General features: G+C 64.9%; 19 protein-coding genes and 2 pseudogenes. 15 read left to right on the top strand and 6 right to left on the bottom strand.

Translation table 11 applies throughout. From position 1 onward, the window contains the following. Positions 1 to 11 precede the first annotated feature (11 nt). Together ACQCSV_RS13805 and ACQCSV_RS13800 are read right to left on the bottom strand one after the other, a co-directional pair. The gene (locus ACQCSV_RS13805) at positions 12 to 668 is read right to left on the bottom strand and encodes a DUF4129 domain-containing protein (RefSeq protein WP_354153505.1); all 657 of its coding nucleotides are present in this window, start codon (positions 666 to 668) and stop codon (positions 12 to 14) included. Beyond that, positions 658 to 1,740, bottom strand: a complete 1,083-nt coding sequence (locus ACQCSV_RS13800) for a hypothetical protein (protein ID WP_426938615.1) — start codon at positions 1,738 to 1,740, stop codon at positions 658 to 660. The genes ACQCSV_RS13805 and ACQCSV_RS13800 overlap by 11 nt, the downstream gene beginning before the upstream one ends. A 358-nt stretch (positions 1,741 to 2,098) precedes the next feature. On the opposite strand from ACQCSV_RS13800, the gene mtrA reads away from it, so the two are divergent. The 9 genes and pseudogenes from mtrA to secA all read left to right on the top strand — a co-directional run bounded on the left by mtrA (position 2,099) and on the right by secA (position 13,744). Then, entirely contained in the window at positions 2,099 to 2,773 is a 675-nt protein-coding gene (gene mtrA / locus ACQCSV_RS13795; protein ID WP_282328859.1) for an MtrAB system response regulator MtrA, read from the top strand. Between the two features lie 58 nt (positions 2,774 to 2,831). Next, positions 2,832 to 4,115, top strand: a pseudogene (locus ACQCSV_RS13790) (histidine kinase dimerization/phospho-acceptor domain-containing protein); the annotation flags it as partial. A gap of 120 nt (positions 4,116 to 4,235) precedes the next feature. After that, positions 4,236 to 5,477: an IS256 family transposase gene (locus tag ACQCSV_RS13785; protein WP_426938614.1), complete on the top strand. Its 1,242-nt coding sequence runs from the start codon at positions 4,236 to 4,238 to the stop codon at positions 5,475 to 5,477. Positions 5,478 to 5,535: 58 nt separating this feature from the next. Then, positions 5,536 to 6,003, top strand: a pseudogene (locus ACQCSV_RS13780) (ATP-binding protein); the annotation flags it as partial. A 20-nt stretch (positions 6,004 to 6,023) separates the two neighbouring features. Further along, positions 6,024 to 7,718: an LpqB family beta-propeller domain-containing protein gene (locus ACQCSV_RS13775; RefSeq protein WP_354153507.1), complete on the top strand. Its 1,695-nt coding sequence runs from the start codon at positions 6,024 to 6,026 to the stop codon at positions 7,716 to 7,718. A gap of 216 nt (positions 7,719 to 7,934) precedes the next feature. Next, positions 7,935 to 8,789, top strand: coding sequence for a ComF family protein (locus tag ACQCSV_RS13770; RefSeq protein ID WP_426938613.1), 855 nt, complete (start codon positions 7,935 to 7,937; stop codon positions 8,787 to 8,789). Between the two features lie 145 nt (positions 8,790 to 8,934). Beyond that, complete coding sequence (hpf, locus tag ACQCSV_RS13765; RefSeq protein ID WP_193342179.1) at positions 8,935 to 9,660, top strand: ribosome hibernation-promoting factor, HPF/YfiA family; 726 nt, start codon at positions 8,935 to 8,937, stop codon at positions 9,658 to 9,660. Positions 9,661 to 9,692: 32 nt separating this feature from the next. Beyond that, the gene (locus ACQCSV_RS13760; RefSeq protein WP_426938612.1) at positions 9,693 to 10,958 is read left to right on the top strand and encodes a winged helix-turn-helix domain-containing protein; all 1,266 of its coding nucleotides are present in this window, start codon (positions 9,693 to 9,695) and stop codon (positions 10,956 to 10,958) included. 47 nt (positions 10,959 to 11,005) lie between these two features. Further along, positions 11,006 to 13,744: a preprotein translocase subunit SecA gene (gene secA, locus ACQCSV_RS13755; protein WP_426938611.1), complete on the top strand. Its 2,739-nt coding sequence runs from the start codon at positions 11,006 to 11,008 to the stop codon at positions 13,742 to 13,744. A gap of 126 nt (positions 13,745 to 13,870) precedes the next feature. On the opposite strand, the gene ACQCSV_RS13750 is transcribed toward secA, so the two are convergent. Then, on the bottom strand, positions 13,871 to 14,338 hold the full coding sequence (locus ACQCSV_RS13750; protein ID WP_426938610.1) for an Rv3235 family protein: 468 nt from the start codon (positions 14,336 to 14,338) through the stop codon (positions 13,871 to 13,873). 43 nt (positions 14,339 to 14,381) lie between these two features. Then, entirely contained in the window at positions 14,382 to 15,215 is an 834-nt protein-coding gene (locus ACQCSV_RS13745; RefSeq protein ID WP_426938609.1) for a LysM peptidoglycan-binding domain-containing protein, read from the bottom strand. Between the two features lie 176 nt (positions 15,216 to 15,391). Between ACQCSV_RS13745 and ACQCSV_RS13740 the strand changes: the two genes are divergently transcribed. Continuing rightward, positions 15,392 to 15,937: a hypothetical protein gene (locus ACQCSV_RS13740; RefSeq protein WP_426938608.1), complete on the top strand. Its 546-nt coding sequence runs from the start codon at positions 15,392 to 15,394 to the stop codon at positions 15,935 to 15,937. A gap of 11 nt (positions 15,938 to 15,948) precedes the next feature. Here ACQCSV_RS13740 and ACQCSV_RS13735 read toward each other — a convergent pair whose 3' ends face one another. Further along, positions 15,949 to 16,164, bottom strand: coding sequence for a helix-turn-helix domain-containing protein (locus ACQCSV_RS13735; protein WP_354153515.1), 216 nt, complete (start codon positions 16,162 to 16,164; stop codon positions 15,949 to 15,951). A gap of 152 nt (positions 16,165 to 16,316) precedes the next feature. On the opposite strand from ACQCSV_RS13735, the gene ACQCSV_RS13730 reads away from it, so the two are divergent. From ACQCSV_RS13730 to ACQCSV_RS13715, 4 genes are read left to right on the top strand one after another with little or no spacing between them, the layout of a single operon-like run. Beyond that, positions 16,317 to 16,961 (top strand): SAF domain-containing protein, encoded by a 645-nt coding sequence (locus ACQCSV_RS13730; RefSeq protein ID WP_354153516.1) that lies wholly within the window; start codon positions 16,317 to 16,319, stop codon positions 16,959 to 16,961. Next, positions 16,958 to 18,265: a chromosome partitioning protein gene (locus ACQCSV_RS13725; protein WP_354153517.1), complete on the top strand. Its 1,308-nt coding sequence runs from the start codon at positions 16,958 to 16,960 to the stop codon at positions 18,263 to 18,265. The genes ACQCSV_RS13730 and ACQCSV_RS13725 overlap by 4 nt, the downstream gene beginning before the upstream one ends. A 57-nt stretch (positions 18,266 to 18,322) precedes the next feature. Then, positions 18,323 to 23,176, top strand: coding sequence for an NAD-glutamate dehydrogenase (locus ACQCSV_RS13720; protein WP_426938607.1), 4,854 nt, complete (start codon positions 18,323 to 18,325; stop codon positions 23,174 to 23,176). Positions 23,177 to 23,204: 28 nt separating this feature from the next. Continuing rightward, on the top strand, positions 23,205 to 24,674 hold the full coding sequence (locus ACQCSV_RS13715; protein ID WP_354162216.1) for a PAS domain-containing sensor histidine kinase: 1,470 nt from the start codon (positions 23,205 to 23,207) through the stop codon (positions 24,672 to 24,674). Positions 24,675 to 24,806: 132 nt separating this feature from the next. On the opposite strand, the gene ACQCSV_RS13710 is transcribed toward ACQCSV_RS13715, so the two are convergent. Then, positions 24,807 to 25,055: a WhiB family transcriptional regulator gene (locus ACQCSV_RS13710; protein ID WP_003804966.1), complete on the bottom strand. Its 249-nt coding sequence runs from the start codon at positions 25,053 to 25,055 to the stop codon at positions 24,807 to 24,809. A gap of 246 nt (positions 25,056 to 25,301) precedes the next feature. Here ACQCSV_RS13710 and ACQCSV_RS13705 point away from each other — a divergent pair, with 246 nt between their 5' ends. Then, positions 25,302 to 25,724 (top strand): hypothetical protein, encoded by a 423-nt coding sequence (locus tag ACQCSV_RS13705; protein WP_354162248.1) that lies wholly within the window; start codon positions 25,302 to 25,304, stop codon positions 25,722 to 25,724. Positions 25,725 to 25,730: the final 6 nt, after the last annotated feature.

Genomic DNA, 25,730 nt, shown 5'->3' with positions numbered 1-25,730 from the left:
GGGACCCTGCGTCATCGCTGAACCGCCGGTTCGTCACGTTCAGCGGGCAGGGCCGCGCTCGCCGGCGTGAGGGACTGCAGGGTGACGTCCAGCCTGCGCACGGCGGCATAGTCAGCCTGGTCGGCGTCTTCATTGCCGTAGCGGATCCCGTCGAACGTACGCGCAGTTTCCGTCAGGTGGCCGGCCTCTGACGGAAACGGCGTGGCCAGTTCGTGTGCCACCTCGTCGGCGGTCCGGCCGGGCCGCGCGTCGAGAACCGTTCTGTCCTCTGCCGTGCGCACCAGCGCACGGAAACAGTCCACGACGGCGGCACTCCAGGCGCCGGCTGCGGCCGCGGCTTCCGCACGCTGGCGGTAGGCCGTGGCACTGACTGTTGCGTCGGCGTCGAACACGTCTCTGGCACGCTTGGCTTTGGCGTTGAGGCGCGGGCGGGCCAGGATGACCGTCGCGCCGATCAGCACGGCGATGGCCACGCCGATCCAAGGCGCCGCGACGGTGCTGTCCGGGCCGGAGCCGCCGTCCAGGGACCGCAGCCAATCCAGGATGTCTGCCCAGACGCTGTCCAGCCAGCCGGGGGCCGCGTCGCGGTATTCCGGCTTGGCAAGTTCTTCTTCGGCCCAGCGGCGGGCCTCGTCGCGGCCGGGCAGGACCGGTGGTTCAGCGGCCATCGGGCCATGCCCCGAACGGTGGCGTTCCGTTTGGCGGTCCCCCGTAGGGCGGCCGCGGAGTTTGGCCGGGTCCCTCCCTGTAGACCGCGACGCCGCGGCCCGGGACGCCGTCGGGATCCGCGCCCGATTCCAGCAACCGGAGCAGGGCGATATCCAGTCCATCCCGGCGCATCCTGAGGTCAAGGTAGAGCAGCGCCATGACGGAGGTCTGAAAAGCGAACCCCACCGCTCCCACCATCGCACCAACGACCGCGGTGGCAACGCCCGCCACCACGGCCGCCGTCATAGCCTGCTCGGCACCACCATGCGGTGAGACCACGCCGGTGTAAAAGCCGGAGAGAAGAGAGACCGGAATGGTGACGATCTGGGCGATAACCCCCACCATGATGCCCACCACCAACGTGATGCCCAGGAGCCGCCACCAGCTGTTTCGTGTGAGTTCCCAGGAGCGGCGTATGCCGGCCACCGCCCCGAGCTCCTCCACCACCACGGCAGCGGGAGCCACCATCAGCTTGATGTAGACCCACACGTACAGCACAAAGCACACGAGACCCAGCGGGATCAGGATCAGGGCGCCCATTCCACCCACCGTGCTGACCAGCAGCACTGCCAGCGCCGCAAACAGCAGCGCTACGAGGAGCCCGGCGCCGACCAGAAACGCCGCGAGGCGGATCAGTGCCCACGCGTGGGACCGCGCCAATGCCCACATCTGCCTGAAGCCAGTGGGGCGGTTGAGGACGGACCTGGCGACCGGGACCACCATGGCGCCCTGCAGGACCGCCGACAGGAAAACGGTCAGCACCGAGACCAGCACGACGCCGGACGCGAAGGTGAGCACCACCGGCACCAGGTCCTGCTCAGTCAGTCCCTCCGCCCAGGTCTCCAGCGACGCCGCCGACGTGGCGGAAGATGCCGTCAGAACTGCCGTCAGCACTGCGGCGAGTGTCTGCGCCAGCAGCGCGGCGCCCAGCATAGCCTTGGCATTGCGCCGGATCGACTGGAAGGAGCCGTCCAGGATCTCGCCGAACATCAGCGGGCGCAGCGGAACGATGCCGGGTTTGGGCGGGGCCACGTAGCGGGGCTGTTGGTACGGCGGCGGGCCGCCGTACGGGTTGTGCTGAGGCGTGTCCCGAGCCGGCGGGCCACCCGGGGTTGGGCCCCATACCGGCTGACCGCCCCAAGAATGCTGTGCCGGACCTGGCTGGGGACCCCACGGAGGCAGGCTCCCCGGCGGCTGGCTCCTCCCAGCCTCGCCGGCAGGATTCGGCTGCTGCATGTTCGGATCCTGGTTGGGCACCCTGTTCCTTCCCCCGTGCTGGACTGTCCGCGTATTGCCAGCCTATAGTTCCGCCGTCGGACGTCATAGCGTGGCGCCATGCCGTGGGGCCGTTGAACAGGACAAACCCTGTTCAATAGGGGAACATATAACTATGAAGGCACGCATTCTGGTAGTTGACGATGACGAAGCGCTGGCCGAAATGATCGGGATTGTTCTGCGCAATGACGGCTTTGAGCCGGTCTTTTGCGCCGACGGCAGCCAGGCGCTGGATATTTTCCGCTCATCGAAGCCTGACCTCGTGCTGCTTGACCTGATGCTTCCCGGCGTGGACGGCATTGAGGTCTGCCGGCAGATCCGTTCCGAATCGGACGTGCCCATCGTGATGCTCACCGCCAAGGCGGATACGTCCGACGTCGTCCGCGGCCTTGAGTCGGGCGCAGACGACTACGTGCCCAAGCCTTTCAAACCCGCCGAACTGGTGGCACGGGTGCGTGCCCGCCTGCGCCCCGGCGACCAGAAAGCGCCTGAAACGCTGCGGATCGCTGACATCACCATCGACGTGGCCGGCCACACCGTGAAGCGTGCGGATGAGCGGATCTCGCTGACGCCCCTGGAGTTTGACCTCCTCGTAGCCCTGGCCCGTAAGCCATGGCAGGTTTTCACCCGCGAGCTTCTTCTGGAGCAGGTCTGGGGCTACCGCCATGCGGCGGACACCCGGCTGGTCAACGTCCACGTCCAGCGCCTCCGGTCAAAAATTGAACGGGATCCGGAAGCTCCCGAAGTTGTATTGACGGTTCGTGGTGTCGGCTACAAAGCAGGTTCCTGAGCCCTCAGGACCAGAAGCGCACCTTCCCGCCGCGAAGGGCCCGGAGCATACGGATGCGCTGCCGGCCGAGCTGGCAACCCTGCCGTTCCGGGCACGGATCTGGCGGCGCCGCGGAGTCATCGTGGGGCTGCGGGTGGGCCGCCTAGTCCAGATCGGCGTGGCCCGTTTCTTCCCTGCTGTCCGTTTTATCGGGCGGTCCATGCGTCGGCGCTGGCGCCGGTCCCTGCAGTTCCGGACCGTCCTCACCACCCTGCTGCTGGCTGTGACATCCTTTGGTGCCGTGGGCGCCTACCTGTCCAACCAGATCGCCAACAACCTTTTCCAGGAGCGCTTGACTCAGGCAGAATCCGAAACCCGTTACTACGTCAAGCAGGTCCAGGAGACGTTCGACGGCGCCCAGGTCACGGACCAGTCCAGCGTCATCACCCTGGTCTATGACACCCTGAACGCCGTGGAGGGCCGCGGCTCCGTCATCCAGCGACGCTACGTTTTCGAAGCCAAGCCCGAGCAGACCAAGCCCAGGAACCGCTGGGTGGAGTCGCGGGCGTCGGACCAGCTGACAGTCAGCGTCATCCCGCCTGGACTCCGTACGGCAGTCCAGGCATCAGGCAAGGACCAGTACTGGGCTTCCACCGTGATTCCGGTAGGTACCGAGGACAGGCCGGGCATTGCTGTGGGCAACCTGGTGACATTCAACGGGACTGTGTATGAGCTGTACCTGATCTATGACGTCAACACGGCTCAGCAGACGCTCGACGAAATCCAGGGTGTCCTCCTGGCCGGCGCCGCGGTGCTGGTGCTGATGATCGGGGCCATCGCCTGGTACGTCACCCGCAACGTGGTGAGCCCGGTCAGCCACGCTGCCCTGGTGTCGGAGAAGCTCGCGGCCGGCCAGTTGCAGGAGCGGATGGTGGTAAAGGGCGAGGACGAGGTGGCACGCCTCGGGGCGTCGTTCAACCACATGGCCGCCAGTCTCCAGGAGCAGATCACCCAACTGGCCATGCTCTCCCAGATGCAGCAGCGGTTTGTTTCCGACGTCTCGCATGAACTCCGCACGCCCCTGACCACCGTCCGGATGGCCGCGGAGGTGTTGTACGACGCCCGCCACGACTTCGACCCCATCAACAAGCGCTCCGCCGAACTCCTGTACAACCAGGTGGAGAGATTCCAATCCCTGCTGGCCGATCTTCTCGAGATCTCCCGCTTCGACGCCGGCGTGGCGATGCTCGACGCCGAGCCCGAGGACATCCTGCAGGTGATTGCCCACGTCATCGACGGGGCGGCGCCCGTCGCGGCCGAATACGGCTCTGAGATCATCCTCCGGGCGCCCGCCGAGGGAATTGGTTACGTCCATTAGCGTGGTGTAACGGCCCACCTCGGGCGTGTTGCCAGATGCGAAGGCGGTCACCGCGTGATCCTTGGAAATGACAGTCCAATGTCTTTCCTGAAGGAGAACTCCGCGATGACCGCACCTTATTCTATCGATCCGAGCCGTTTCCTGTCGGAGCAGCTCGAGCAGGCCTCCCCGGACCTGCTCCGCCAGATGCTCCAGACCTTCATCACCGCCCTGATGGGCGCCGAGGCCGACGCCGTCTGCGGCGCCGAATACGGCATGGCCTCGGCGGAGCGGGTGAACTCCCGCAACGGGTACCGGCACCGGGACTTCGACACCCGTGCCGGGACCCTTGACGTCGCCATCCCGAAGCTGCGCCAGGGCACGTATTTCCCCGACTGGCTGCTGGAGCGCCGGCGCCGGGCCGAGGCCGCCCTGACCTCCGTCGTGGCAACCTGCTACCTGCTCGGGGTGAGCACCCGGCGGATGGAGAAACTCGTCGAATCCCTGGGCATCACGCGCCTGTCCAAGTCCCAGGTCTCCATCATGGCCCGGGACCTCGACGAACAGGTCGAGCAGTTCCGGACCCGGCCCCTGGACGCGGGCCCGTACACGTTCGTCGCCGCCGATGCGCTGGTGTTGAAGGTCCGCGAGGGCGGGCGGGTCGCGAACGTCCATGCCCTGGTCGCGACCGGCGTGAACGCCGACGGGCACCGGGAAGTCTTGGGGATCCAGGTGACCTCGTCCGAGGACGGGGCCGGCTGGCTGGGCTTCTTCCGCGACCTCACCGCCCGCGGACTCTCCGGGGTGAAGCTGGTGACCTCCGACGCGCACGCCGGCCTCGTCGCGGCGATCGGGGCGACCCTTCCCGGCGCGTCCTGGCAGCGCTGCCGCACCCATTACGCGGCGAATCTGATGTCCCTCACACCCAAGACCTCCTGGCCCTGGGTGAAAACCCTGCTCCACAGTGTTTACGACCAGCCCGACGCGGACGCGGTGCACGCCCAGTTCGACCGCGTCATCAACGCACTGGAAGAGAAGCTGCCCAAGGTCGCGGACCACCTCGAAGCTGCCCGCGCCGACGTGCTCGCGTTCACGCCCTTCCCGAAGGGCCTCTGGCGGCAGGTGTGGTCCAATAACCCGCAGGAACGCCTCAACCGGGAGATCCGCCGCCGCACCGACGTGGTCGGGATCTTCCCCGACCGGAACTCCCTCATCCGCCTCGTCGGCGCCGTCCTGGCCGAGCAACACGATGACTGGATCGAAGCCCGCCGCTACCTCAGCCTCGACCTCATCCAACAGGCCCAGGCCGTCGGCACCCCGACCACAGAGGAGGCAGGGAACACCCCAGAACTGGCGCTCAGCGCCTAAACAAACCAAGGATCACGCGGCAACCGCGTTACACCACGCATTTGGACTTGACCAGGGAATTGTCGCGGAAATGGACGCCAGGAGGATCGACAGGATCCTGCGGAACCTCATCCTGAATGCTGTGGAGCATGGCGAAGGCAGGCCGGTTACCGTGACTGTTGCGGCCAACCAGTCAGCGGTGGGGGTAGCTGTCCGGGACCAGGGGATAGGCATGACTCCTGCCGAGGCCGCCCGTGTCTTTGACCGGTTCTGGCGTGCGGATCCGGCGCGGGCCCGCACCACCGGGGGCAGCGGACTGGGCCTGTCCATCGCCATGGAGGACACCAAACTCCATAACGGCTGGCTGCAGGCATGGGGAAACAAGGGTAGAGGGGCCAACTTCCGGCTGACCATTCCGTTGCGCCAGGGCGAGGAGATCGACCGCTCACCCGTGCAGCTTGAGCCGGAGGACGTCATCCTCCCCAAGCTTCCTCACGCCAAGAACGTGCTGGCACTGGGGCAAGGAACGCCGAAGGAGTCTTCATGATGGGACGAGGAGTTCGCATAATGCTGAAGAGGAGCGTTGTGCTGCTCGTTGTTGTGCTGCTGCTGGCTTCGTGCGCGCGCATTCCCACTGCCGGGCCGGTGGGAAAGAGTGCGGAAGGCAGCGCCGGAAACGTCAATGCACCGGTATTCCTCCCGGCCGCGCCCCAGGCCGGCGCTACTCCGGAAAACATCATTGATTACTTCTACCGTGCCGGTACCGGTTACGAGGGCGACTACGCGGTAGCGCGCGAATACCTGACGCAGGCAGCGTCCGTGTCCTGGAAACCGGACCAGCGCTCACTGGTCTACCGCGAGGCGAAAGTGGTAGGCACCGGCGTCGACAACGTTTACAACTACCAACTGGACGTGTCCTACAGCGTAGATGTTGACGGCATCGCCACCCAGATGCCCGAAGGCACCATCGAGAACATCCCGGCCACGCTCACCCAGGTGGACGGCGAATGGCGGATCTCAGCCATCCCGGACGGAACCGCTATCCCGGAGGAAACCTTCAAGGTCATCTACGGGGCCTACCCCATCTACTTCTACGATCCCAGCTTCACATATGCCGTGCCCGACGTCCGCTGGTTCATCAAGAACAAGACCGTCAAGGCCATGACCAGCGCCCTGCTTGCCGGCCCCGCACCGTACCTTCGCGGTGCCGTGGTGAGCGCCTTCCCGTCCGGCATCAAGCTTGCCCGCGAATCGGTTCCGGTGGTGTCCGGAGCCGCGCAGGTGGACCTCACCGCCAAGGAACTCACGGAGGCGTCCACGGAGGACAGGCTCCGGATGCAGACACAGCTTGCACTCACATTCCGCAGCCAGCCCGACGTCGTGAATGTGGAGCTGCACGCCAACCAGGACCTGGTCCGGGTCGAGGACAACGGCTCCGTGCTGCCCCCGGTGCGGGACAAAAACGTGCCGGTCCGCGAGATCGCCGTCAGCGGCAATGAGCTGGTTCGCTACGAGAACAACAGGGTGTCCCCGCTGCCGGGTATGCAGCCGGTGTCCTCGCTCGGTCCGCGCTACCCAGCGGAATCCCCGGTGTCCCAGACCGTGGCCTTCCTTAACGACAGCCGGACGACGCTCTACAGCATGGTGCCGGGACAGCCGGCCCGGGCGCTGACAACCCGCGCCACCATCACCCACCCTTCCTTCAGTCTTTATGACTGGGTGTGGGCCGCAGGGCCGGGAGCCACCGGGGACACTGAGGTGGTCGCCTATCGGCCCATCGGGGTGGCCGAGGGCGCCGCTGTTCCCACCGTTACACTCACGCCGCCCTGGCTGGCCGGACGAATTGTCAAGGAGTTGAGGATTTCCCGTGAGGGTGTCCGGGCGCTGGTCATTTCGGAACAGAACGGCAAAACGAAGGTTCAGATTGCCGGGATCATCCGGAATGCCGACGGGACTCCCCGGGAACTGACTGCCCCGATCACCTTGGTGGCTTCCGGCGACCCGGACCAGGGCGTCTGGGTGAACGACACCACGGTTGCCGTGATGAAGGCATCGGCAGGCTCGAACGTTACGCCGGAGTTGCTGTCCCTCACCTCCGGGCAACCCCAGCAGCTGGCGCCCTGGCCTGGCCTCGTGTGGCTCAGCGCCGGCAACGGGCCGGAGGAAATCTACGGCCAGTCGGCCGAGGGCATTTTCCAGCGTCTGGGCAACGGCTGGTCGCCCCAGCTTAAGGGTCCCATCGACCCATCATTCCCCGGCTAGCGTGCTGTCCACATAGCGCGGCCTGGGGGTTCCGGGGCCGCGGCCGAGAGTCCACCATGGGGTGTGACCGAAGCTCAGCCCGCACGTCTTCCCGCTCGGCACCTTCCTGTCCTGCGCTCTCCTGCGCCCAGCTCCGAGGGCCGTGCTGCCTGTCGCGCCGAGGACAGCCCTGCCAGAAGTGCTGCAAGCCTGGATCCGGACCTTCTGCCCCCTGTGGTGCACGCCAAGCATCGCGGCGGCTACAGCCGCCGTTGGTTGCGGGCCGCCGAACAGATGGGAGCCGCCGCCACGGAGTTGCTGGCACTTGCCATCCCTGTGGACTGCGTCTGCTGTGGCGCGGAGGACCTGGCCTTGTGCGTGATGTGCGAACGCCAGGTGCGCCTGCTGACCAGTCACCCGTTCCGGGCAGAGGAACAGGCGCCGGCCCTGATGAAGGTCGACGGCGGCCTGATCCTTCCCGTGGTGGCGGCGGGGGTGTACCGCGAGGAGTTGGCGCAAGCCGTTCTTTCGTTCAAGAGCCATGGCCAGCTCCAGCTCACGTCTGTCCTGGCGCGGGGTCTGGGGCGGGGTATTGCCGCCGCTGTGGCCGGAGTCGACGGCGTCTGCCTGGTTCCGGTGCCCAGCAGTACGGCCGGATACGTCAAGAGGGGCTTCAGCCCGGTCCACCTCCTGCTTGCAGAGTTGCGGGGGACCACCCTTCCGGGGGTGCCGGTCGTTGACGTGATCCGGAAATCAAGGCGCCGCGACGCGCTGGAACAACTGCCTGGAGGCCAAAAGGGACTGGGCCGTGGTGCCCGGGCGAGCCGGGTCAGGGGGTCCCTGAAAGTCCCGGGACGCCAGGGCGCACGAGTGTCCGGCCGCCGGTGCATCATTGTCGACGACGTGCTCACCACAGGAGCCACATTGGCGGAAGCAGCCCGCGCACTCCACGTCAGCGGCGCCTTAGTGGTGGGGGCTGTGGTCCTCGCCGCGACACGCCCGCCGGATTCAGCTGGCGGCGAATCGCCCGGCCCGGGAGCTGGCGGAAAGCGGCCAGTCTTAGAAAAAAATAAACGAAGAAAGGATGAATAACAGGTGGCCATGAACTAACGTCGGTTGTGGGTACCAAGAACAAGTTGTACCTTTCGATGGCGGCTCGGAAAGGGGCTCGACTGTCAAGCAGATCGGCCCATGGGAAGTGTCGCCGTCGTGTCACCGAAGTCATTTGGAGGGCACCATGGAGTTTATGATCAGCGGACGAAATCTCACGGTCTCAGACCGATTCCGCGAATACGCCGGTGAAAAGATCTCGAAGATCGAGTCACTTGGCGACAAGGTCCAGCGGGTGGATGCGAAGGTTTCCAAGGAAACGAACGCCCGCCAGACCGGCGACCAGCTCACCGTTGAAGTGACGGTTCTGGGCCGGGGACCCGTAATCCGTGCCGAAGCCAGCGCCGCAGACAAATTCGCTGCGTTCGATCTCGCCTACACCAAGCTCCTTGAACGTCTCCGCCGCGCCAAGGACCGCAAAAAGGTCCACCACGGGCGTCACACACCCAAGGCAGTACGTGAGGCCACCGCGTCACTGGAACCCGCAAGTACCAGCGAGCCCATTTACGTCGAGGCGAGCCATCGCAGCGAACCCCAGGCAGCACCTGTTGAACGCTCGCCCTACGAAGTCGAGAACGACATCCCGGCAGGGGACTCTCCTGTACTCATCCGGCGCAAAGTCTTCCCTGCGGCCTCCCTCACCCTTGACGATGCTGTGGACAACATGGAGCTCGTGGGCCACGATTTCTACCTGTTTGTGGATAAAGCCACCAACACGCCCTCGGTGGTCTACCGGCGCCGCGGCTGGACATACGGAGTGATTACCCTGGACCACGAATGCGAGCCGGGGGAAACGGCCGTCGAAGAAAAAATCCTCGCCTACCGCTCCGATGACGAGGCTGCAAAAATCTAGGTCGCTTTACGCCTCTCAATGAAGGGACTGATGTGCCAGCGACGCTGAGCCTTAACCAGGCCCGGCGGATCGCCTTGGCAGCTCAGAGACTCGACAAAGGACGGCCCGCCGGCCCCGTGACCTTACGGACGGTGGGCCGTACCTTTGCCCGGATCCAGCTTGTCCAGATCGATTCCGTCAACGTGTTGTCCCGCAGTCACTTTCTGCCCTTCTTTTCAAGGCTCGGCAACTACGACCGCAACATACTTCAGCGGATGGCCAGCTCGCCTCCCAGACGAATGATGGAGTACTGGGCGCACGAGGCCAGCTTCATCCGGCCCGAGCACTTCCAGGACCTCCGCTTGTGGCAGAAACGCACGTGGGTGGGGGCGTCCGCCATGGACCCGGAACTGCGCGACGCCGCGGCCGGAAAGATCCTCGGCGCCCTCGCCAACGGACGGCCCCTGACAGCCGGGGAACTGACGGCGAACATCGGGCATGTGGAGGACCGGCGGGAGGACAACTGGGGATGGAACTGGAACGCCGTTAAACGCGTGCTTGAAGACCTGTTCGAAGCCGGCACCATCTCCGCGGCGTCCAGAACCGAACAATTCGAGCGAAAGTACACGCTGACGGCCAAGGTACTGCCGCGCCGGCTTGCCCTCGAAGCGACGCCGGACCCTGTTGAGGCCATGCATCGGCTGATCGACGCCGCCGCGCAGGCCCATGGCATCGGAACCGTGAAGTGTTTCGCGGATTACTTCCGGACGCCCGTCAAAGCGGCAGCTGCTTCGGTGGACCATCTGGTCAGCATGGGGAGGCTGGAGCCGGTGGCTGTCGCGGGCTGGGACCGGAAGGTATATCTCCATGCCGACGCAGCCAGGCCGCGGCGGGCAACTGGGCGGGCCCTGCTCAGTCCCTTTGACTCCCTAGTCTTCGAACGGCGCCGGCTGGAGGAGCTCTTCGGGTTCCACTACCGGATCGAGATTTACACGCCGTCGCATCTCCGGCGCTTCGGGTACTACGTCCTGCCCTTCCTGCTGGGCGATACGATCGTGGCGCGGGTAGACCTTAAGGCGGACCGTGCGGCAGGAAAACTGCTGGTCAGGTCCGCGTACGGTGAGCCGGACGCACCGCCAGGGACCACCGTCGAACTCGCCGCCGAGCTGGAGCTGATGGCCGGATGGCTGGAGCTGGACGATATTGTGGTCAACCCGGTCGGCGACTTGGCGGAGTCTCTCGCGGGGGCCCTGCGCCACCGTGCGGGGCCGCTCCGCTCTCAGGGAAAAGCGGCCGCGTGGCCTGTGTCTCTCCCGTAGACTAAAAACGCCAGAATTCGGCAGCATAAGACTGGGAGTATCTTCACGTGGCATCACTTATCGAAAAACTTCTCCGCACGGGTGACAAAAAAACCCTGCGGCAACTGCGGAACTATGCCGACTCCATTAATGCGCTCGAAGACTCGTTTAAAACCTTCACGGATGCTGAGCTCCGCGAGGAAACTGACCAACTCCGCGCCCGCCACCAGGACGGCGCGCAACTGGACGATCTCCTGCCGGAGGCTTTCGCCGCGGTGCGCGAGGCCTCGTTCAGGACCCTGGGCATGCGTCACTTTGACGTCCAGCTCATGGGTGGCGCCGCCCTCCACCTCGGCAACATCGCCGAAATGAAGACCGGCGAAGGTAAGACGCTCGTGGCCACCGCGCCCGCCTACCTCAACGCCCTCACCGGCAATGGTGTCCACGTCATCACGGTGAACGACTACCTTGCCGAATACCAGTCAGACCTCATGGGCCGGGTCTACCGGTTCCTTGGCCTGACGAGCGGTTGCATCCTGTCCAACCAGGATCCCGCGGTGCGCCGGCAGCAGTACGCCGCGGACATCACCTACGGCACAAACAACGAATTCGGTTTTGACTACCTGCGCGACAACATGGCCTGGGACCAGTCAGAACTCGTCCAGCGCGGCCACAACTTCGCCATTGTTGATGAGGTCGACTCCATCCTCATCGACGAAGCCCGCACACCACTCATCATTTCCGGCCCGGCGCAGGGCGACACCAACCGGTGGTACAGCGAATTTGCCAAGGTAGTGCAGCGGCTGAAGGCCGGTGAGGACTACGAGGCGGATGAGAAGAAGCGCACCGTCGGCGTCCTGGAAAGCGGCATCGAAAAGGTGGAGGACTACCTGGGCATCCAGAACCTCTACGAATCCGCCAACACTCCGCTCATCGGCTTTCTGAACAACGCCATCAAGGCCAAGGAACTGTTCAAGCGGGACAAGGACTACGTCATCCTCGACGGCGAAGTGCTGATCGTTGACGAACACACTGGCCGCATCCTGGCCGGGCGCCGCTACAACGAGGGCATGCACCAGGCCATCGAGGCCAAGGAAGCCGTGGAGATCAAAGCCGAAAACCAGACGCTGGCCACGGTGACGCTCCAGAACTACTTCCGGATGTACTCCAAGCTGGCAGGCATGACCGGCACGGCCGAGACTGAGGCCGCCGAGTTCATGGGTACGTACAAGCTCGGCGTGGTGGCCATCCCCACCAACCGGGACATGCAGCGCCTCGACCAGTCAGACCTCGTGTTCAAGAACGAAAAGGTGAAGTTCGACGCCGTCGTAAAGGACATTGCCGAGCGTCACGAGGCGGGCCAGCCCATCCTTGTGGGCACCACAAGTGTCGAAAAGAGCGAATACCTCTCCGGGCTGCTCGCCAAGGAGGGCATCAGGCACGAAGTCCTGAACGCCAAGAACCACGCCCGTGAGGCGGCCATCGTTGCGCAGGCCGGACGCAAGGGTGCTGTCACGGTGGCCACCAACATGGCAGGCCGAGGCACGGACATCATGCTGGGCGGCAACGCCGAATTCACCGCGGTGGCCGATCTCGCCAAGCGCGGGCTGGACCCGGAAGAGAATTCGGAAGAGTACGAAACCGCCTGGCCTGCTGCCCTGGAGGCGGCCAATCAGTCCGTGAAGGACGAACACGAGGAAGTCTTGAACCTCGGCGGACTGTATGTCCTGGGAACTGAGCGGCACGAGTCCCGCCGCATCGACAACCAGCTCCGTGGCCGTTCCGGCCGCCAAGGCGACCCCGGCGAATCACGCTTCTACCTCTCCCTGACCGATGACCTGATGCGGCTGTTCAACTCCGGCGCAGCCGAGCGGTTGATGAACAGTTCCGTTCCGGATGACGTGGCTTTGGAGTCGAAACTCGTTTCCCGGGCCATCGCGTCGGCGCAGGGCCAGGTTGAAGGCCGCAACGCCGAGCAGCGCAAGAATGTCCTGAAGTACGACGACGTCCTGAACCGCCAGCGCGAAGCCATCTACGGTGACCGCCGCCGGATCCTCGAAGGTGACGACCTGCACGAGAAGGTCCAGTTCTTCGTCGAGGACACCATCACCGCCCTGATCGAATCCGCCACGGCCGAAGGCAATGGCGACGACTGGGACTACACCCAGCTCTGGACCAATCTCAAGACGCTCTACCCCGTCAGCGTCACAGCGGAGGAGATCATTGAGGAAGCCGGTGGCAAGTCCAAGCTCACTGTTGAATTCCTCAAGGAAGAACTGCTCTCCGATGCCCGCGTGGTCTACCAGACCCGTGAAGAGACCATCGGTTCCGAAAGCATGCGCGAGCTGGAACGCCGCGTGGTGCTCTCAGTCATCGGGCGTAAGTGGCAGGAACACCTCTACGAGATGGACTACCTCAAGGAAGGCATCGGCCTGCGTGCCATGGCACAGCGTGACCCGCTGGTGGAATACCAGCGCGAGGGCTTCACCATGTTCCAGAGCATGATGGAGGCCATCCGCGAGGAAAGCGTCGGCTTCCTGTTCAACCTAGAAGTTGAGGTGACTCCGGCCCAGGATGTGGTGGTTCCGGACGCAGCCGGCGGCCACACGGAGCACGTTGAGCCGCAGATCCACGCCGCCGGCCTGGAAGCGCCGGAGAAGCCTGCCCAGCTGCGGTACACGGCTCCCGGTGAAGACGGCGCATCCGAGACCCGGGTGGAAGCCCGCTCCTCGTCCAAGTCCGGCAACCCGGCCAAAGCTGCAGCGCAGGACGCCACCAAGCGTCCGGCCAAGAAAAAGCGCCGCTGAACCAGTCACGGTTTCCAGGCAAAAACCTGTAGGCCGTAGCGGGCGACAAGAAGTGCCCGGAGCAATTTAGCTCCGGGCACTTCTTCGTCTGTGACCGGCGCGTGGCTGCCAATTGTGGGCAAACGGTCAGCCGACCATAAACTCGGTCACGCGCCAGACCTGCTTGCTGCGTTCAAGGCGGACCGCCACCGCCCGGGCCCGGACATCGTCGACCACCACGGCGCTTGCCTCATAAATGCCCGGGGCGACCTCGCAGGCGCGGACCGAGCGCACGATGGAGTTTCTGTGCAGCCGGGCCAGGGATGGCGAGGGGGACCGGCCCTGTTCGCGGCGGATTAGGGCCGAGCGGTGCTGCAGAACGGCGAGGCAGCGCGGGTCCAGGCGCCGCGCGAGCTGGTGGATCGGCCGGATGCCGGCGAGGACTTCCATGGCCGCCTGGACGGTGCTGCGGGTGATTGCCAGGATTTCTGAGGTCTCGTCTGCAGCATGCAGGGGCGCGACCGGCGCGGAAGTGGTGCGCGGAGGTGCCTGGCGGACTGCTGCCGCGCTGCCCGGGTTAACCGGGGCGGAGCGGATTGGCGTAACTGCGTACATGTGATTCCCCTTAGTCGTGAGTTGATGAATGTCGGAACGTCGGTCAGGCCGCGGAAGGTGCTTTCAATATTTGCCCGGGCAGCAGGACGTGCGGGCTCTCGCCGATCTGGGATTTGTTGGCCGCATACCAGCGGGGCCAGTGCAGGGCGACGTCCACATCCGACGCAGCCGGGCCCAAGTGGCCGGAGGCGATGTCCCACAGTGTGTCGCCGGCCAGCACCGTGACCTCAGTCAACGCCGGCAGTGTGGTCTGCTCCGCCCGGACGGGCTGGGCAGCCATCAGGCCGGGGTCCAGAACCGGCGGGCTGGGACGCCAGTCGGGCCGGATCGCAGCTGCAGGAGTTTGGCTGGTCCGGTCTCCTGGGTCCCCGGGAGCAGTGCCCTCTGCTTCCGGGATCTGCGGGTGGCCGCTGGTGGGGGACCACTGCGCCTGGATGGCGACGCCGTGGACCGGTACGTCCTGGACGGCCACTTCCTGGGTAGGTACCCAGGCAGGTCCGGCCGGTGATGCGGCAGCGTGAGCCAGCGGTGCCGTCAGCAGCTGCACCGACAGTACGGCCACGGCAAGCCGACGCATAAATGCCGGGCAGCACTTGCCTGCCCTGGCAGCGGCCCGCCGCCTGCCGCACTTGCCAAGCACGGCAGCCGTTGCCGCCATCATCATCGTGAGGACCCACCACACCACGATGGCCAGTCCTGCGGCAACGGCCACAGCACCAAGTAGGTTATCGAGGTCGGGGCCTTGCCGGCGGGCTGTTGCTACTTGCCACCGATCCACCATGCCCTCGCCGGCGACGCAGAGGAAGAATCCCAACAGGAGGATGGACGCCGCCATAACGGAGTCTGCGCGGAGCTCGCGTGTTGTACCGGCCGCCATGGTGGTTCCTATCTAAGGTTTGGTGCAGTTTGATGTTGTTTGATAAATATAGGACCAGTTTGACGCAATTTTAGTGGGTTTGTCCAGAGACTGGAGTGAAGTATTCGATGAATTGACCTCGGATGAAGCCGCGCCCTACGCTTGGCCCCATGCGTTGGGATGCTCTGTTTAGTGACATGGAGGCACAGTTCGCCGAGGGCGAGCGGTTGGCCCTTGATGCTGAGATCTCTGAACGGGCGAGAGCGGAAACAGCCTCCGTAGCCCTGGCTGACCGCTTGCGGGGTTCCCTGGAGAGTCACGTGGCAGTGCACCTGGTGTGCGGACGCGTCTTCGAAGGAACCTTGAGTCACGCCGGCGCCGACGCCCTGGTCCTGAACGAGATGCGTCACCAGGTGCTGATCCCGTATGGCGCGGTGGCGAGCTACGCTGGCCTGGGGCTGGTCTCTGTGGCCGAGTCGTCGCAGGTACGGCGCCGGATCGGATTGGCACATGCGCTGCGGGGCCTCGCGCGGGACCGGGCCGAACTGGGAGTTACTCTGCGTCACATGCCGGAAAGCGGCTCTGGGCTGGCGGGAGTCATTGACAGGGTAGGCAGTGACTTTTTGGACCTCGCGCTGGTTACCCCCGGGGAGTCCCGGCGGGCATCGCAGGTCCGGCAGATTGCCACGATTCCGTTTGCGGCGCTGGGGGCGCTCCGGTCATGGAGTGCAGGGGAATTCTAGCCGGGCCTGGGTCAGCCTTGCTTGGCTTTTGCTTCCTGGATCATGCGGCCGGCCTCGGCGTAACGCTCTTCGATGTATTGCTCCAGCATCTTTTCCTCGACGCGCCACTGCCCTCGGCCACCGACCTGGATGGCTTTCAGTTCTCCGCTGCGTACCAGGGCATAGGCCGCCGGCGAGTTGATCTGCAGTTGTTCAGCCACATCGGCAAGAGTGAGGAATCTGGGCATAGTTCCATTTTGCCATTGAAGGTGCCATCTAGTGCGGTTATCCACAATTTGATGTTGTTTGGTCGTTTGACTTTTGTTCCAGGGCCCATGCCGTAACAATGAGGTGTCCGGGCGCAGCCAACCGACTGGGCCGGAGCAAGGGGGAGAAAAGCATGAGTCACGATGCAGCTACTACGGGTGCCAGGTTGAGACCGCCGTCGTGGAAGGATCCCCGCCTGCTGGTTGGCGTATTGCTGGTCCTGGCATCGGTGGTGGGAGTGATCTCCCTGGTTGGCAGCGCTGACCAGACCACCGAGGTTTATGCCGCCCGGGACTCCATTGCGGTGGGGGAGAAGCTGACCGCGGACAATGTGGTCCGGGCCAAGGTCCGCCTGGGTGAGACTGAACAACAGTACGTCACCGTTGAAGCAGGGCTGCCGGACGGGCAGGTGGCAGTCCAGAGAATCGGCAAGAACCAGTTGGTGCCGAAGGAAAGTCTGGCCACTGTGGATGCGTTGGACCGCAAGCCCGTGGCCGTCACCATTGATGAAGCGCTGCCACCCCAGGCGGTGGCCGGGACCCGGGTGGATGTCTGGGTTGCCTTGCCGGATGCGCGCAACGGATTCAGTGAGCCAAAGCTCCTGCTGCCTGGCGCGGAAATTGCCCAGGTGACGGCTGGCTCTACGGCCTTAGGGTCCTCCCGCAACACGGTGCTGATGGTGCTGGTTGCCGACAGCCAGATGCCGGCCATCCTCGGCGCGCAGGCGAACCAGGCCAAGATTTCAGTGGTGTGGAACCCGGGCGGCGGGGCCTCATGAGCATCCCCGTAGTCACGGTGGGCCAGTCCCGCGAGGATGTGGTGGGCGGGTTGGAGCGGCTCCACGGCCCCGTCACGGTGGTCCGTCGCTGCGCCGAACTGACAGAACTGCTGGCAGCCTGCCAGAGCGGCCTGGCACGGGCTGCGGTTGTGGCCGACGGTTGCGAGAGCCTGACTGCGTCGCTCGTTGACCGCCTGGGCGCCGTGGGCGTGGCGATCATCGCCCTCACGGATGACGCCGACGAGGCCGCCAGGCTGCGGGGGATCGGCGTGGCGTCCGCACTGACCGGAGTGGAGTCTGCCGCCCTGGCCGGCAGGATTGCCGAGGCGGTTTCCCAACTGACCGGCGCCGCCAAGGACGCGACGTTCGGGAGTGGGCTGGGGGACACCAGCGCCGCGCTGCGCCAGCGGCAAGCCGACCCGGCGGACGTGCCTCCGGCCTCCGGGGCGGGCAAAATCATTGCCGTGTGGGGTCCCGCCGGTTCGCCGGGCCGGACTTTCGTTGCGGCCAACATCGCGGGGGAGTTGGCGGCGGATGGCAAATCCGTGCTCCTCGTCGACGCCGACAGTTACGGGGCCAGCATGGCGGCAGTCCTGGGCCTGCTGGATGAATCTGCCGGGATCGCACAGGCCTGCCGGCTTGCGGACCAGGGACTGCTCGACGCCGATGCGCTGCTGAAGGTCGCCAACCCTGTCACCACCAAGCTTGGTACTTTCCGGGTCCTGACCGGCATTACGCGGGCGGACAGGTGGACGGAATTGCGGGCGGCCGCCCTGTCGCTGGTGTTGGAACGCGCGAAGGAGGTTGCCGACGTCGTCGTTGTGGACACAGGCTTCTGCCTGGAGGCGGACGAGGAACTTAGCTTCGACACGATGGCTCCGCGCCGGAATGCCGCGACCCTGCGGAGCCTGGAACTGGCGGACACCGTCTATGCCATTGGGGCAGCCGATCCGGTGGGTGTTCCCCGGCTGGTCCGGGGACTTGCGGAGCTCGCGCTGGCCGTACCAAATGTTTCGCCTGTTGTGGTGATGAACAAGGTCCGGGCGGCGGCGGTGGGGAGATCCCCGGAACGCCAGCTGAAGGATGCCTGGGGGCGGTATGGCCCATCATCGAAGATCGCGGCCTTCCTTCCGGCTGACAGCGCCGCAGCCGATGCGGCGCTGCTGGGCGGCTCGCTGTTGCTCGAAACGGCGCCGGATTCCAAGCTCAGGCAGGCAATCGCCAAATTGGTTTGTGCACCTGTCCAGCGATCTTCCCGATCCTCTGTATTTTCTTCCACACCGAGGCTTCAGCGAAAGGGCTAGGCTCACCGTAGGAGCTGCAACGGTGCAGCATCAAACTTGTGATGGAGGCGTTTGTTGATGTCGTCTGGATCCAGCGTGGAGGATCAAGCCTTGGCTATTGGTGACCGGGAGGGCTTCCTGGCGGATTATTACCAGCATCTAGCCGAAGAGGATGCCCGGACGTATTCCCCGGAGGTGCTGGCCAGCCGGGCGGAAACGCACCGCGGTGTCGCCGAGAACCGGCTGCCGGGCCAAGCGCAGGTTTCCATCGTCAACGAGCAGGACAGCAGCGTCGTCTATGTCGTCACGGACGATATGCCTTTCCTTGTTGACTCGGTTAATGCCGAGCTGGTGCGCCAGAACGCCGCCATCGGGCTTGTACTGCATCCACTGTTTGTGGTCACCCGGAACCGGGAAACGGGACAGCTGGTAAAAGTTGACCGCGTCCCGTCCCACATCGGTCTCTCCAGCGGTGATACGGCGGCGATGCCCATGCTCTCGCACCTCATCGCGCAGGGCGAAAACGCCTCCCACATGGAGTCGTGGATCGCTGTGGAAATCAACCGCGTCTCCGACGAGGCAAAGGTCTCGTTGCTGGACGGGCTGGACCGCATCCTGGGAGACGTGCGCGCGGCTGTCGAGGACTGGCCCAAGATGCGCAACAAGGCCCAACAGATTGCCGCGAGCCTGGACCAGGTGTCCCACCCGGCTCAAATTGCCGAGCTGCGGCAGGCGCAGGAACTTTTACGCTGGCTCGACGACGGCAACTTCACCTTCCTCGGATACCGTGAGTACGACCTCGTTACCGTTGACGGTGAAGATGTACTGGAACTGCGTGAAGACAGCGGTCTCGGACTGCTCCGGGCGAAGCCGGGCGCTCCGCACATGCAGCACCTCACCGACGCCGGCCGAAAAAAGGCCCGCGAAAAGCGAGCACTCGTAATCACCAAGGCAAACTCACGGTCTACCGTCCACCGCCCCGCGTACCTTGACTACATCGGCGTGAAGAGTTTTGACACGGCAGGGAACGTCAACGGCGAGCGCCGCTTCATCGGCCTGTTCGCGACCAGCGCCTACGCCGGCTCCGTGCGGAACATCCCCATCGTGCGCGAAAAAGTGGACGCCGTGCTGGGCAATGCGGGCTTCCCGCCGGACTCACACTCCGGCAAGGACCTTTTGGGGATCCTGGAGACGTACCCCCGCGACGAGCTGTTCCAGATCGAGACCGAGGACCTGGCGGCCACAGCAACCGGCATCCAGAGATTGCAGGAGCGGCGGCGGACCCGCCTGTTCCTCCGGCCGGACATCTACGGCCGTTTTATGTCCGCGTTGGTCTACCTTCCGCGTGACCGGTACACCACCAATGTCCGCCTCCGCATCGAAGAGGAACTGCGGACCACGTTCCAGGCGGAGTCCATCGACTACGAGGCGCGGATGACCGAATCGGCCCTCGCCCGCCTGTTCTTCCGGATCCGCCTGCCCAAGGGCAGCGAGATCAGCCACTTCAACGCCGATGAGCTTGAAGCGCGGCTGGTCCGGGCGGCCCGTTCGTGGAGTGAGGGCATCGCTGAAGTCCTGCGGGAACGCGGCGCCAATGAGCAGGCGAAGGAGCTCGCAGCCATCTGGTCGGAGGCTTTTCCGGCCGGCTACCGAGTGGATTACGAAGTCGAAGACGCGCTGGAGGACATCGCCCGTTTCGAGAAATACGGGGCTGAAGCCGAGCGCACAGCCGGTGCAAGGCAGGAACGGCCGGGCGTCCACGTGTACTTGCCCAAGGGTGCCGGTGAAGTCCTCGAAGAAGATGCCCGCGTCAAGCTGTACATGTTGGAGCCCAAGAGCCTGAGCCAGATCCTCCCGTTCTTCCACAATCTTGGACTCGAGGTGCTGGATGAGCGGCCCTTTGAGATCGAGACAGCTGACCAGCGGGACTTCTTCCTCTATGACCTCGGGCTGAAATACCCCGCCGGCATTGATCCGCTGGCCACCGGACAGCTGCTGGCCGACTCGTTCGGTGCCGCCGTATCCGGCGCCGTTGAGTCGGACAGCTTTGACCGGCTGGTTCTGCGTGAGGGGATGCAGTGGCGCCAGATCACGGTCCTGCGGGCCTACGCCCGGTACATGCGGCAAATGGGGAACACCAACTCGGTGGGTTTCATGGCGGACACTTTGCTCGCCAATCCCGGTGTCACCAAGGCCCTGACGGCTCTTTTCGCGGCCCGGTTCGACCCCGCCCTGAGTGGGAACGAGCGCCTTGCGGCGCAGGAGAAGGTCCGCGGTGAGCTGTCAGCTGCCATTGACGAGGTGGCAACGCTCGACGCCGACCGTGTGCTGCGGACCTTGGCGAACCTGATCGAGGCGACCCTGCGCACCAACTACTACCAGTACAAGACGCACCTGAGCTTCAAGCTTGATCCTGCCCGGATTGAGGGGCTGCCCTTCCCGCGGCCGATGTTCGAAATCTGGGTTTATTCCCCACGGGTCGAGGGCGTCCACCTCCGCTTTGGCAAGGTGGCCCGGGGCGGCTTGCGCTGGTCTGACCGGCGCGAGGATTTCCGGACGGAGATCCTTGGCCTGGTGAAGGCGCAGACCGTCAAGAACGCGGTCATCGTTCCCACCGGCGCCAAGGGCGGTTTCTTCGCCAAACGGCTGCCCGACCCCGCAGCTGACCGTGCGGCCTGGATGGCTGAGGGTATTGCGAGCTACAAGACGTTCATCCGGGGCCTGTTGGACCTCACTGACAACCTTGTCGCGGGAGCTGAGGGCGAAACTGTAGTGCCGCCGTCGGACGTTGTAAGGCACGACGACGACGATTCCTACCTCGTGGTGGCGGCGGACAAGGGCACGGCCACGTTCTCCGACATCGCCAACGGGCTTGCGGCTGAATACGGGTTCTGGCTTGGTGACGCGTTCGCCTCCGGAGGTTCGGTGGGGTATGACCACAAGGCCATGGGCATCACGGCCCGTGGCGCCTGGGAGTCGGTAAAACGCCACTTCAGCGAGCTCGACGTGGACACCCAGACCCAGCCGTTCAGCGTGGTGGGCGTGGGCGACATGTCCGGTGACGTGTTTGGCAACGGGATGCTCCTGACCCCGCACATCCGGCTGCTGGCGGCCTTCGACCACCGGCACATCTTCCTGGACCCCGCCCCGGAAACGGAATCGTCGTTCGTGGAACGGCGGAGGCTGTTTGAACTGCCGCGGTCCTCATGGGATGACTACGACAAATCCCTCATCAGCGAAGGCGGCGGCGTGTTCGCCCGCCAAGCCAAATCCATTCCGGTCTCGCCGCAGGTCCGGGCGGCGCTGGGTCTGCCGGAGGCGACCACCGAGCTGAGCCCGCCGGAACTTCTCCGCGCCATCCTGCTCGCCCCCGCCGATCTGCTGTACAACGGCGGGATCGGAACGTACGTCAAGGCCAGCACAGAGTCCAACGCGTCCGTAGGTGACAAGGCCAACGACGCCATCCGCGTGGACGGCCAGGACCTTCGGGTAAAGGTGGTGGGCGAAGGCGGAAACCTGGGCATGACGCAGCGCGGCCGCATAGAAGCCGCCTTGCAGGGCGTCATCCTGAACACCGACGCGATCGACAACTCGGCCGGCGTTGACTGCTCCGACCACGAAGTGAACATCAAGATCTTCGTTGACCGGATGGTCGTTGCGGCCAAGCTGACTCTGGAAGAGCGGGCAGGCTTCCTCGCCTCCATGACGGACGAAGTGGGGCGGCTGGTCCTTGAAGACAACGTGGACCAGAACATCCTGCTTCTGAACGACAGGATGCGCGTGGCCGAGTGGAGCCCCAGCTATGAGCGCCTGATGGACTGGCTGGAAAAGTCGGCTGACCTGAAGCGTGACCTTGAAGCGCTGCCCAGCACCGAAACGCTGCGGGAACGCCTGAGCCAGGGTCAGGGGCTGACGTCACCGGAGCTCTCGGTGCTGGCCGCTTACGCGAAGATCGAACTGGCATCGGCACTGCGTGACAGCGACCTCGCCGACGATCCGTGGTTCCGAGCAACGCTGCGCGCGTACTTCCCGCAGCAGCTGCGGGAACGGTTCGACGCCGAACTGGACACCCATCCGCTGCGGCGAGAGATCATTGCCACGGTGGTGGCCAACGACATGATCAACATGGGCGGCATCACCTTCGCCTTCCGCACCATGGAGGAAACCTCGGCCACGGAGGTGGCCGTGGCCAAGTCCTTCGTGGCGCTCCGCGAGATCTTCGACCTGACCACTATGGTGGCGGAGCTGAACAGCCTGCCGGCGTCGTTCCCCACCGAGCACTGGAGCACCGTCCACCTGGACATCCGCCGCCTGCTGGACCGCGCCGTCCGGTGGCTGCTGGCCCAGGGCGGCACGTCCCGGCCCATCGCGGAGACCGTGGCCGAATTCAAGCCGCTCCTGGACCCGATGCGCGCGCGGCTGCTGGATTATCTCCGCGGCGATGACCGTGAGCGCGTTGCCAACTGGCTTGAGACCGCGCGCGGGTGGGACCTGCCGGAGGGGCTTGCCTTTAGGTGGGCGGAGCTCTTCGAGAGCTTTGTCCTGCTGGACATCGCCAAGATCGTGCATGCCCGTAAGCAGCCGGTGGAAGAGATTGCGGCCGTTTACTACACCGTGTTCAACCGCTTCCACGCTGACTCGCTGCTGGAACGGATCAGCAGCCTGCCGCGCCAGGACAGGTGGCAGGCGCTGGCCAGGGCCGCACTCCGGGATGACCTATATTCCACCGTTTCAGACATGACGACGGCGGTACTCGAGTCAACAGTGTCCGGGGACTCTGCTGAGGACAGGCTGAAGGACTGGGAACGCCAGAATGCCGAGCAACTGGGCAGGGCGAAGAGCATGTTTGACGAGGTCAACTCGCTCGAAGCCGACGATATGGCGTCACTGTCGGTAGCATTGAGGCTCTTGAGGTCAATCGTCCGACGCTAGGAATCCCGGCGTCGTAACTGGAGGTGCAGTGGCAATCTTTACGGACCCCATCAGGGAACACGCTGATTTCGGGCCGGGCGATGCCGAATGGCTGCACCTCCTGGTGGGCGACTGGCAGATGGTCGCTGACCTGGCGTTCGCTGACCTGGCGTTGTGGTTCCCGCACCCGGATCACGGCTATGTGGCGCTGGCGCACGTCAGGCCGTCCACCACGCACACCGTGTTCCACGGCGACTTTGTGGGCGAGCCCATCCGGCAGGACTTGCAGCCGCTGGTGGACAAGGCCTGGAGCAGCCGTGCCATCGAGCGGTCCAGCGAGACCAACTGGAGCACTGACATGGCGTTGCGGGTGGAGGCTGTTCCGATGGTCCGCAACGGCCGGACCCTGGCTGTGGTGACCACTCACATGGACCTGACCAGTTCCCGGATGCCTTCCCGCCTGGAGCTGACATACCGGCAGTGCGCCTACGATCTCCTCCGGATGGGAACGCTGGGACTGTGGCCCGACTTTGCCTCGCCCACCGGTTCGCGCCGCGGCGCGCCTCGTGTGGGGGACGGTCTGATCCGGCTCGATGCCGAAGGCATTGTGCAGTACGCAAGCCCCAACGGGGTATCGGCCTTCCGGCGGCTGGGCGACGGCGAGTCGCTGGAAGGCCGTTCCCTGGCCGAGGTGACCGCCGGCCTGCTGAAGGACCGGCGGCTGGTGGACGAGACGCTGCCGCTGGTGGTGACCGGCCGGATGCCGTGGCGCAGTGAGATTGAATCCCGTGGTGTGAGCCTGTCACTGCGGGCCATCCCGCTGCGGGATGAGCAGCAGCGCTTTGGTGCGCTGGTGCTGTGCCGGGACGTCTCGGAGCTGCGGCGCCGGGAGATGGAACTCGTCACCAAGGACGCAACCATCCGCGAGATCCACCACCGCGTGAAAAACAACCTGCAGACCGTTGCAGCCCTGCTGCGTATGCAGTCCCGCCGGATGGTCAGCGACGAGGCCAAGCAGGGCCTGGAGCAGGCGATGCGGCGTGTGGCCACCATCGCGCTGGTCCACGAGACACTGTCACAGGGACTGGCGCAGAGCGTTGACTTCGATGAACTGATCGGCCGCCAGTTCAGGCTGTCCGCGGAGGTCGCGTCGCCGTCGCAGCAGGTCAAGACCGAGCGCGCCGGACTGTTTGGGGAACTGCCCAGCGACTTCGCCACCCCGCTGGCACTGGTCATCAATGAACTGGTGACCAACGCCGTCGAGCACGGGCTGGAAGGACGCACTGGCACGGTGTGGCTCATCGCCGACCGTTCCGAAGAGGAGGACGGCGAGGAACTGCTGACCGTCACCATTGCCGACGACGGTGTGGGACTCCCGGATACGCCGCACGTTGAGGGGCTGGGGCTGCAGATTGTCCGCACGCTGGTCACCAGTGAGCTGGGCGGCAGCATCGCGTGGCACCCGCGCGACGGCGGCGGAACGGCTGTCCAGATCCGGCTCAGCCTGGCGCCCAGGTAGCCGGGGCCTTGCCCGTGACTTGACCGTCACTGACTTAACAACCGATGGCCGCAACCCGGAAGGGTTGCGGCCATCGGCGTGTGAGCCTGTTGGTGCTTGGGCCCGGTGGGACCGAACCGGGTTGGACCGAACCTAGGAGGCGCGGCGGGCGCGTGCGGCGCGGCGCTTAAGGGCACGGCGTTCGTCTTCGCTCATGCCGCCCCAGACGCCGGCGTCCTGGCCGGACTCGAGAGCCCACTGGAGGCACGTGTCAACGACAGGGCAGCGGCGGCATACGCTTTTGGCTTCCTCAATCTGGAGGAGCGCAGGCCCTGTGTTTCCTACGGGGAAAAACAGTTCCGGGTCCTTGTCGAGGCACGCCGCGCGGTTACGCCAATCCATGCTGATCAGTTGCTCCAATTCTGGGATAAGCCGTTTGTGAAATAATTCACTAGTAGCTACAAAGGAAAAGGGCCCTGAGGGGCCCCCTTGGTCATCTCAGTCAACCCTGTCATGTTAACGCTGTGTAAACAAGGGGTAATACAGCTTGAAATCCCCGGATAGCTGAGCGATACATCACACGGGCATTGCCGACCCCCGCCACTGTCCGACTATCTCCGGTAGGGTGCCAGTGTGTCAAGACCCCCCATGAACCCTGCAGATCCGTCGCCATCCACGCGCCCGCGCGGCATTGTGGCGATAGCTCTGGTTGTTGCCGCCGAGGCCACCGCGCTGTTGGTTGCCTCCGGCTGGTATGCCTACGAGCTCCTGACCGGTGCGCCGGTCCTGTCTTTCTGGGGAGCCGTGTTTACTCTGGTCCTCTTGCTCGCTTTCTCGGCCTGGCTCTATTCGGTGGGGCACTTCCTCGTCCGTGGGCGCCGGTGGACGCGGGCGGCAGCGCTGGTGGCCCAGTTGTTTGTCCTTACCATCGGCGTCCCGACCCTTTTCGGCGGCGTCATTTGGGCGGGGACCGCTATGGTGGTGCCGGCACTTGCGGCCATAGTCCTCCTGTTCGACAAACACGTCATCAGCTACGCTTCCCGGGCCGGCGGTTTGCCCCCGGCGCTGTAAGCGGGC

It is taken from the genome of Pseudarthrobacter sp. S3 (genome assembly GCF_050156905.1).
Classification (GTDB): Bacteria; Actinomycetota; Actinomycetes; order Actinomycetales; family Micrococcaceae; genus Arthrobacter.
This window is presented reverse-complemented; position numbering and strand designations above follow the sequence as displayed.

Excerpts from the sequence above, each read along its gene's own strand:
- hpf (WP_193342179.1), top strand. The coding sequence starts at position 8,935 with ATGGAGTTTATGATCAGCGGACGAAATCTCACGGTCTCAGACCGATTC.
- ACQCSV_RS13725 (WP_354153517.1), top strand. The coding sequence starts at position 16,958 with ATGAGCATCCCCGTAGTCACGGTGGGCCAGTCCCGCGAGGATGTGGTG.
- ACQCSV_RS13720 (WP_426938607.1), top strand. The coding sequence starts at position 18,323 with ATGTCGTCTGGATCCAGCGTGGAGGATCAAGCCTTGGCTATTGGTGAC.
- ACQCSV_RS13730 (WP_354153516.1), top strand. The coding sequence starts at position 16,317 with ATGAGTCACGATGCAGCTACTACGGGTGCCAGGTTGAGACCGCCGTCG.
- ACQCSV_RS13785 (WP_426938614.1), top strand. The coding sequence starts at position 4,236 with ATGACCGCACCTTATTCTATCGATCCGAGCCGTTTCCTGTCGGAGCAG.
- ACQCSV_RS13735 (WP_354153515.1), bottom strand. The coding sequence starts at position 16,164 with ATGCCCAGATTCCTCACTCTTGCCGATGTGGCTGAACAACTGCAGATC.
- ACQCSV_RS13740 (WP_426938608.1), top strand. The coding sequence starts at position 15,392 with ATGGAGGCACAGTTCGCCGAGGGCGAGCGGTTGGCCCTTGATGCTGAG.
- ACQCSV_RS13705 (WP_354162248.1), top strand. The coding sequence starts at position 25,302 with ATGAACCCTGCAGATCCGTCGCCATCCACGCGCCCGCGCGGCATTGTG.
- ACQCSV_RS13750 (WP_426938610.1), bottom strand. The coding sequence starts at position 14,338 with ATGTACGCAGTTACGCCAATCCGCTCCGCCCCGGTTAACCCGGGCAGC.
- ACQCSV_RS13775 (WP_354153507.1), top strand. The coding sequence starts at position 6,024 with ATGCTGAAGAGGAGCGTTGTGCTGCTCGTTGTTGTGCTGCTGCTGGCT.
- ACQCSV_RS13710 (WP_003804966.1), bottom strand. The coding sequence starts at position 25,055 with ATGGATTGGCGTAACCGCGCGGCGTGCCTCGACAAGGACCCGGAACTG.
- mtrA (WP_282328859.1), top strand. The coding sequence starts at position 2,099 with ATGAAGGCACGCATTCTGGTAGTTGACGATGACGAAGCGCTGGCCGAA.
- ACQCSV_RS13745 (WP_426938609.1), bottom strand. The coding sequence starts at position 15,215 with ATGGCGGCCGGTACAACACGCGAGCTCCGCGCAGACTCCGTTATGGCG.
- ACQCSV_RS13805 (WP_354153505.1), bottom strand. The coding sequence starts at position 668 with ATGGCCGCTGAACCACCGGTCCTGCCCGGCCGCGACGAGGCCCGCCGC.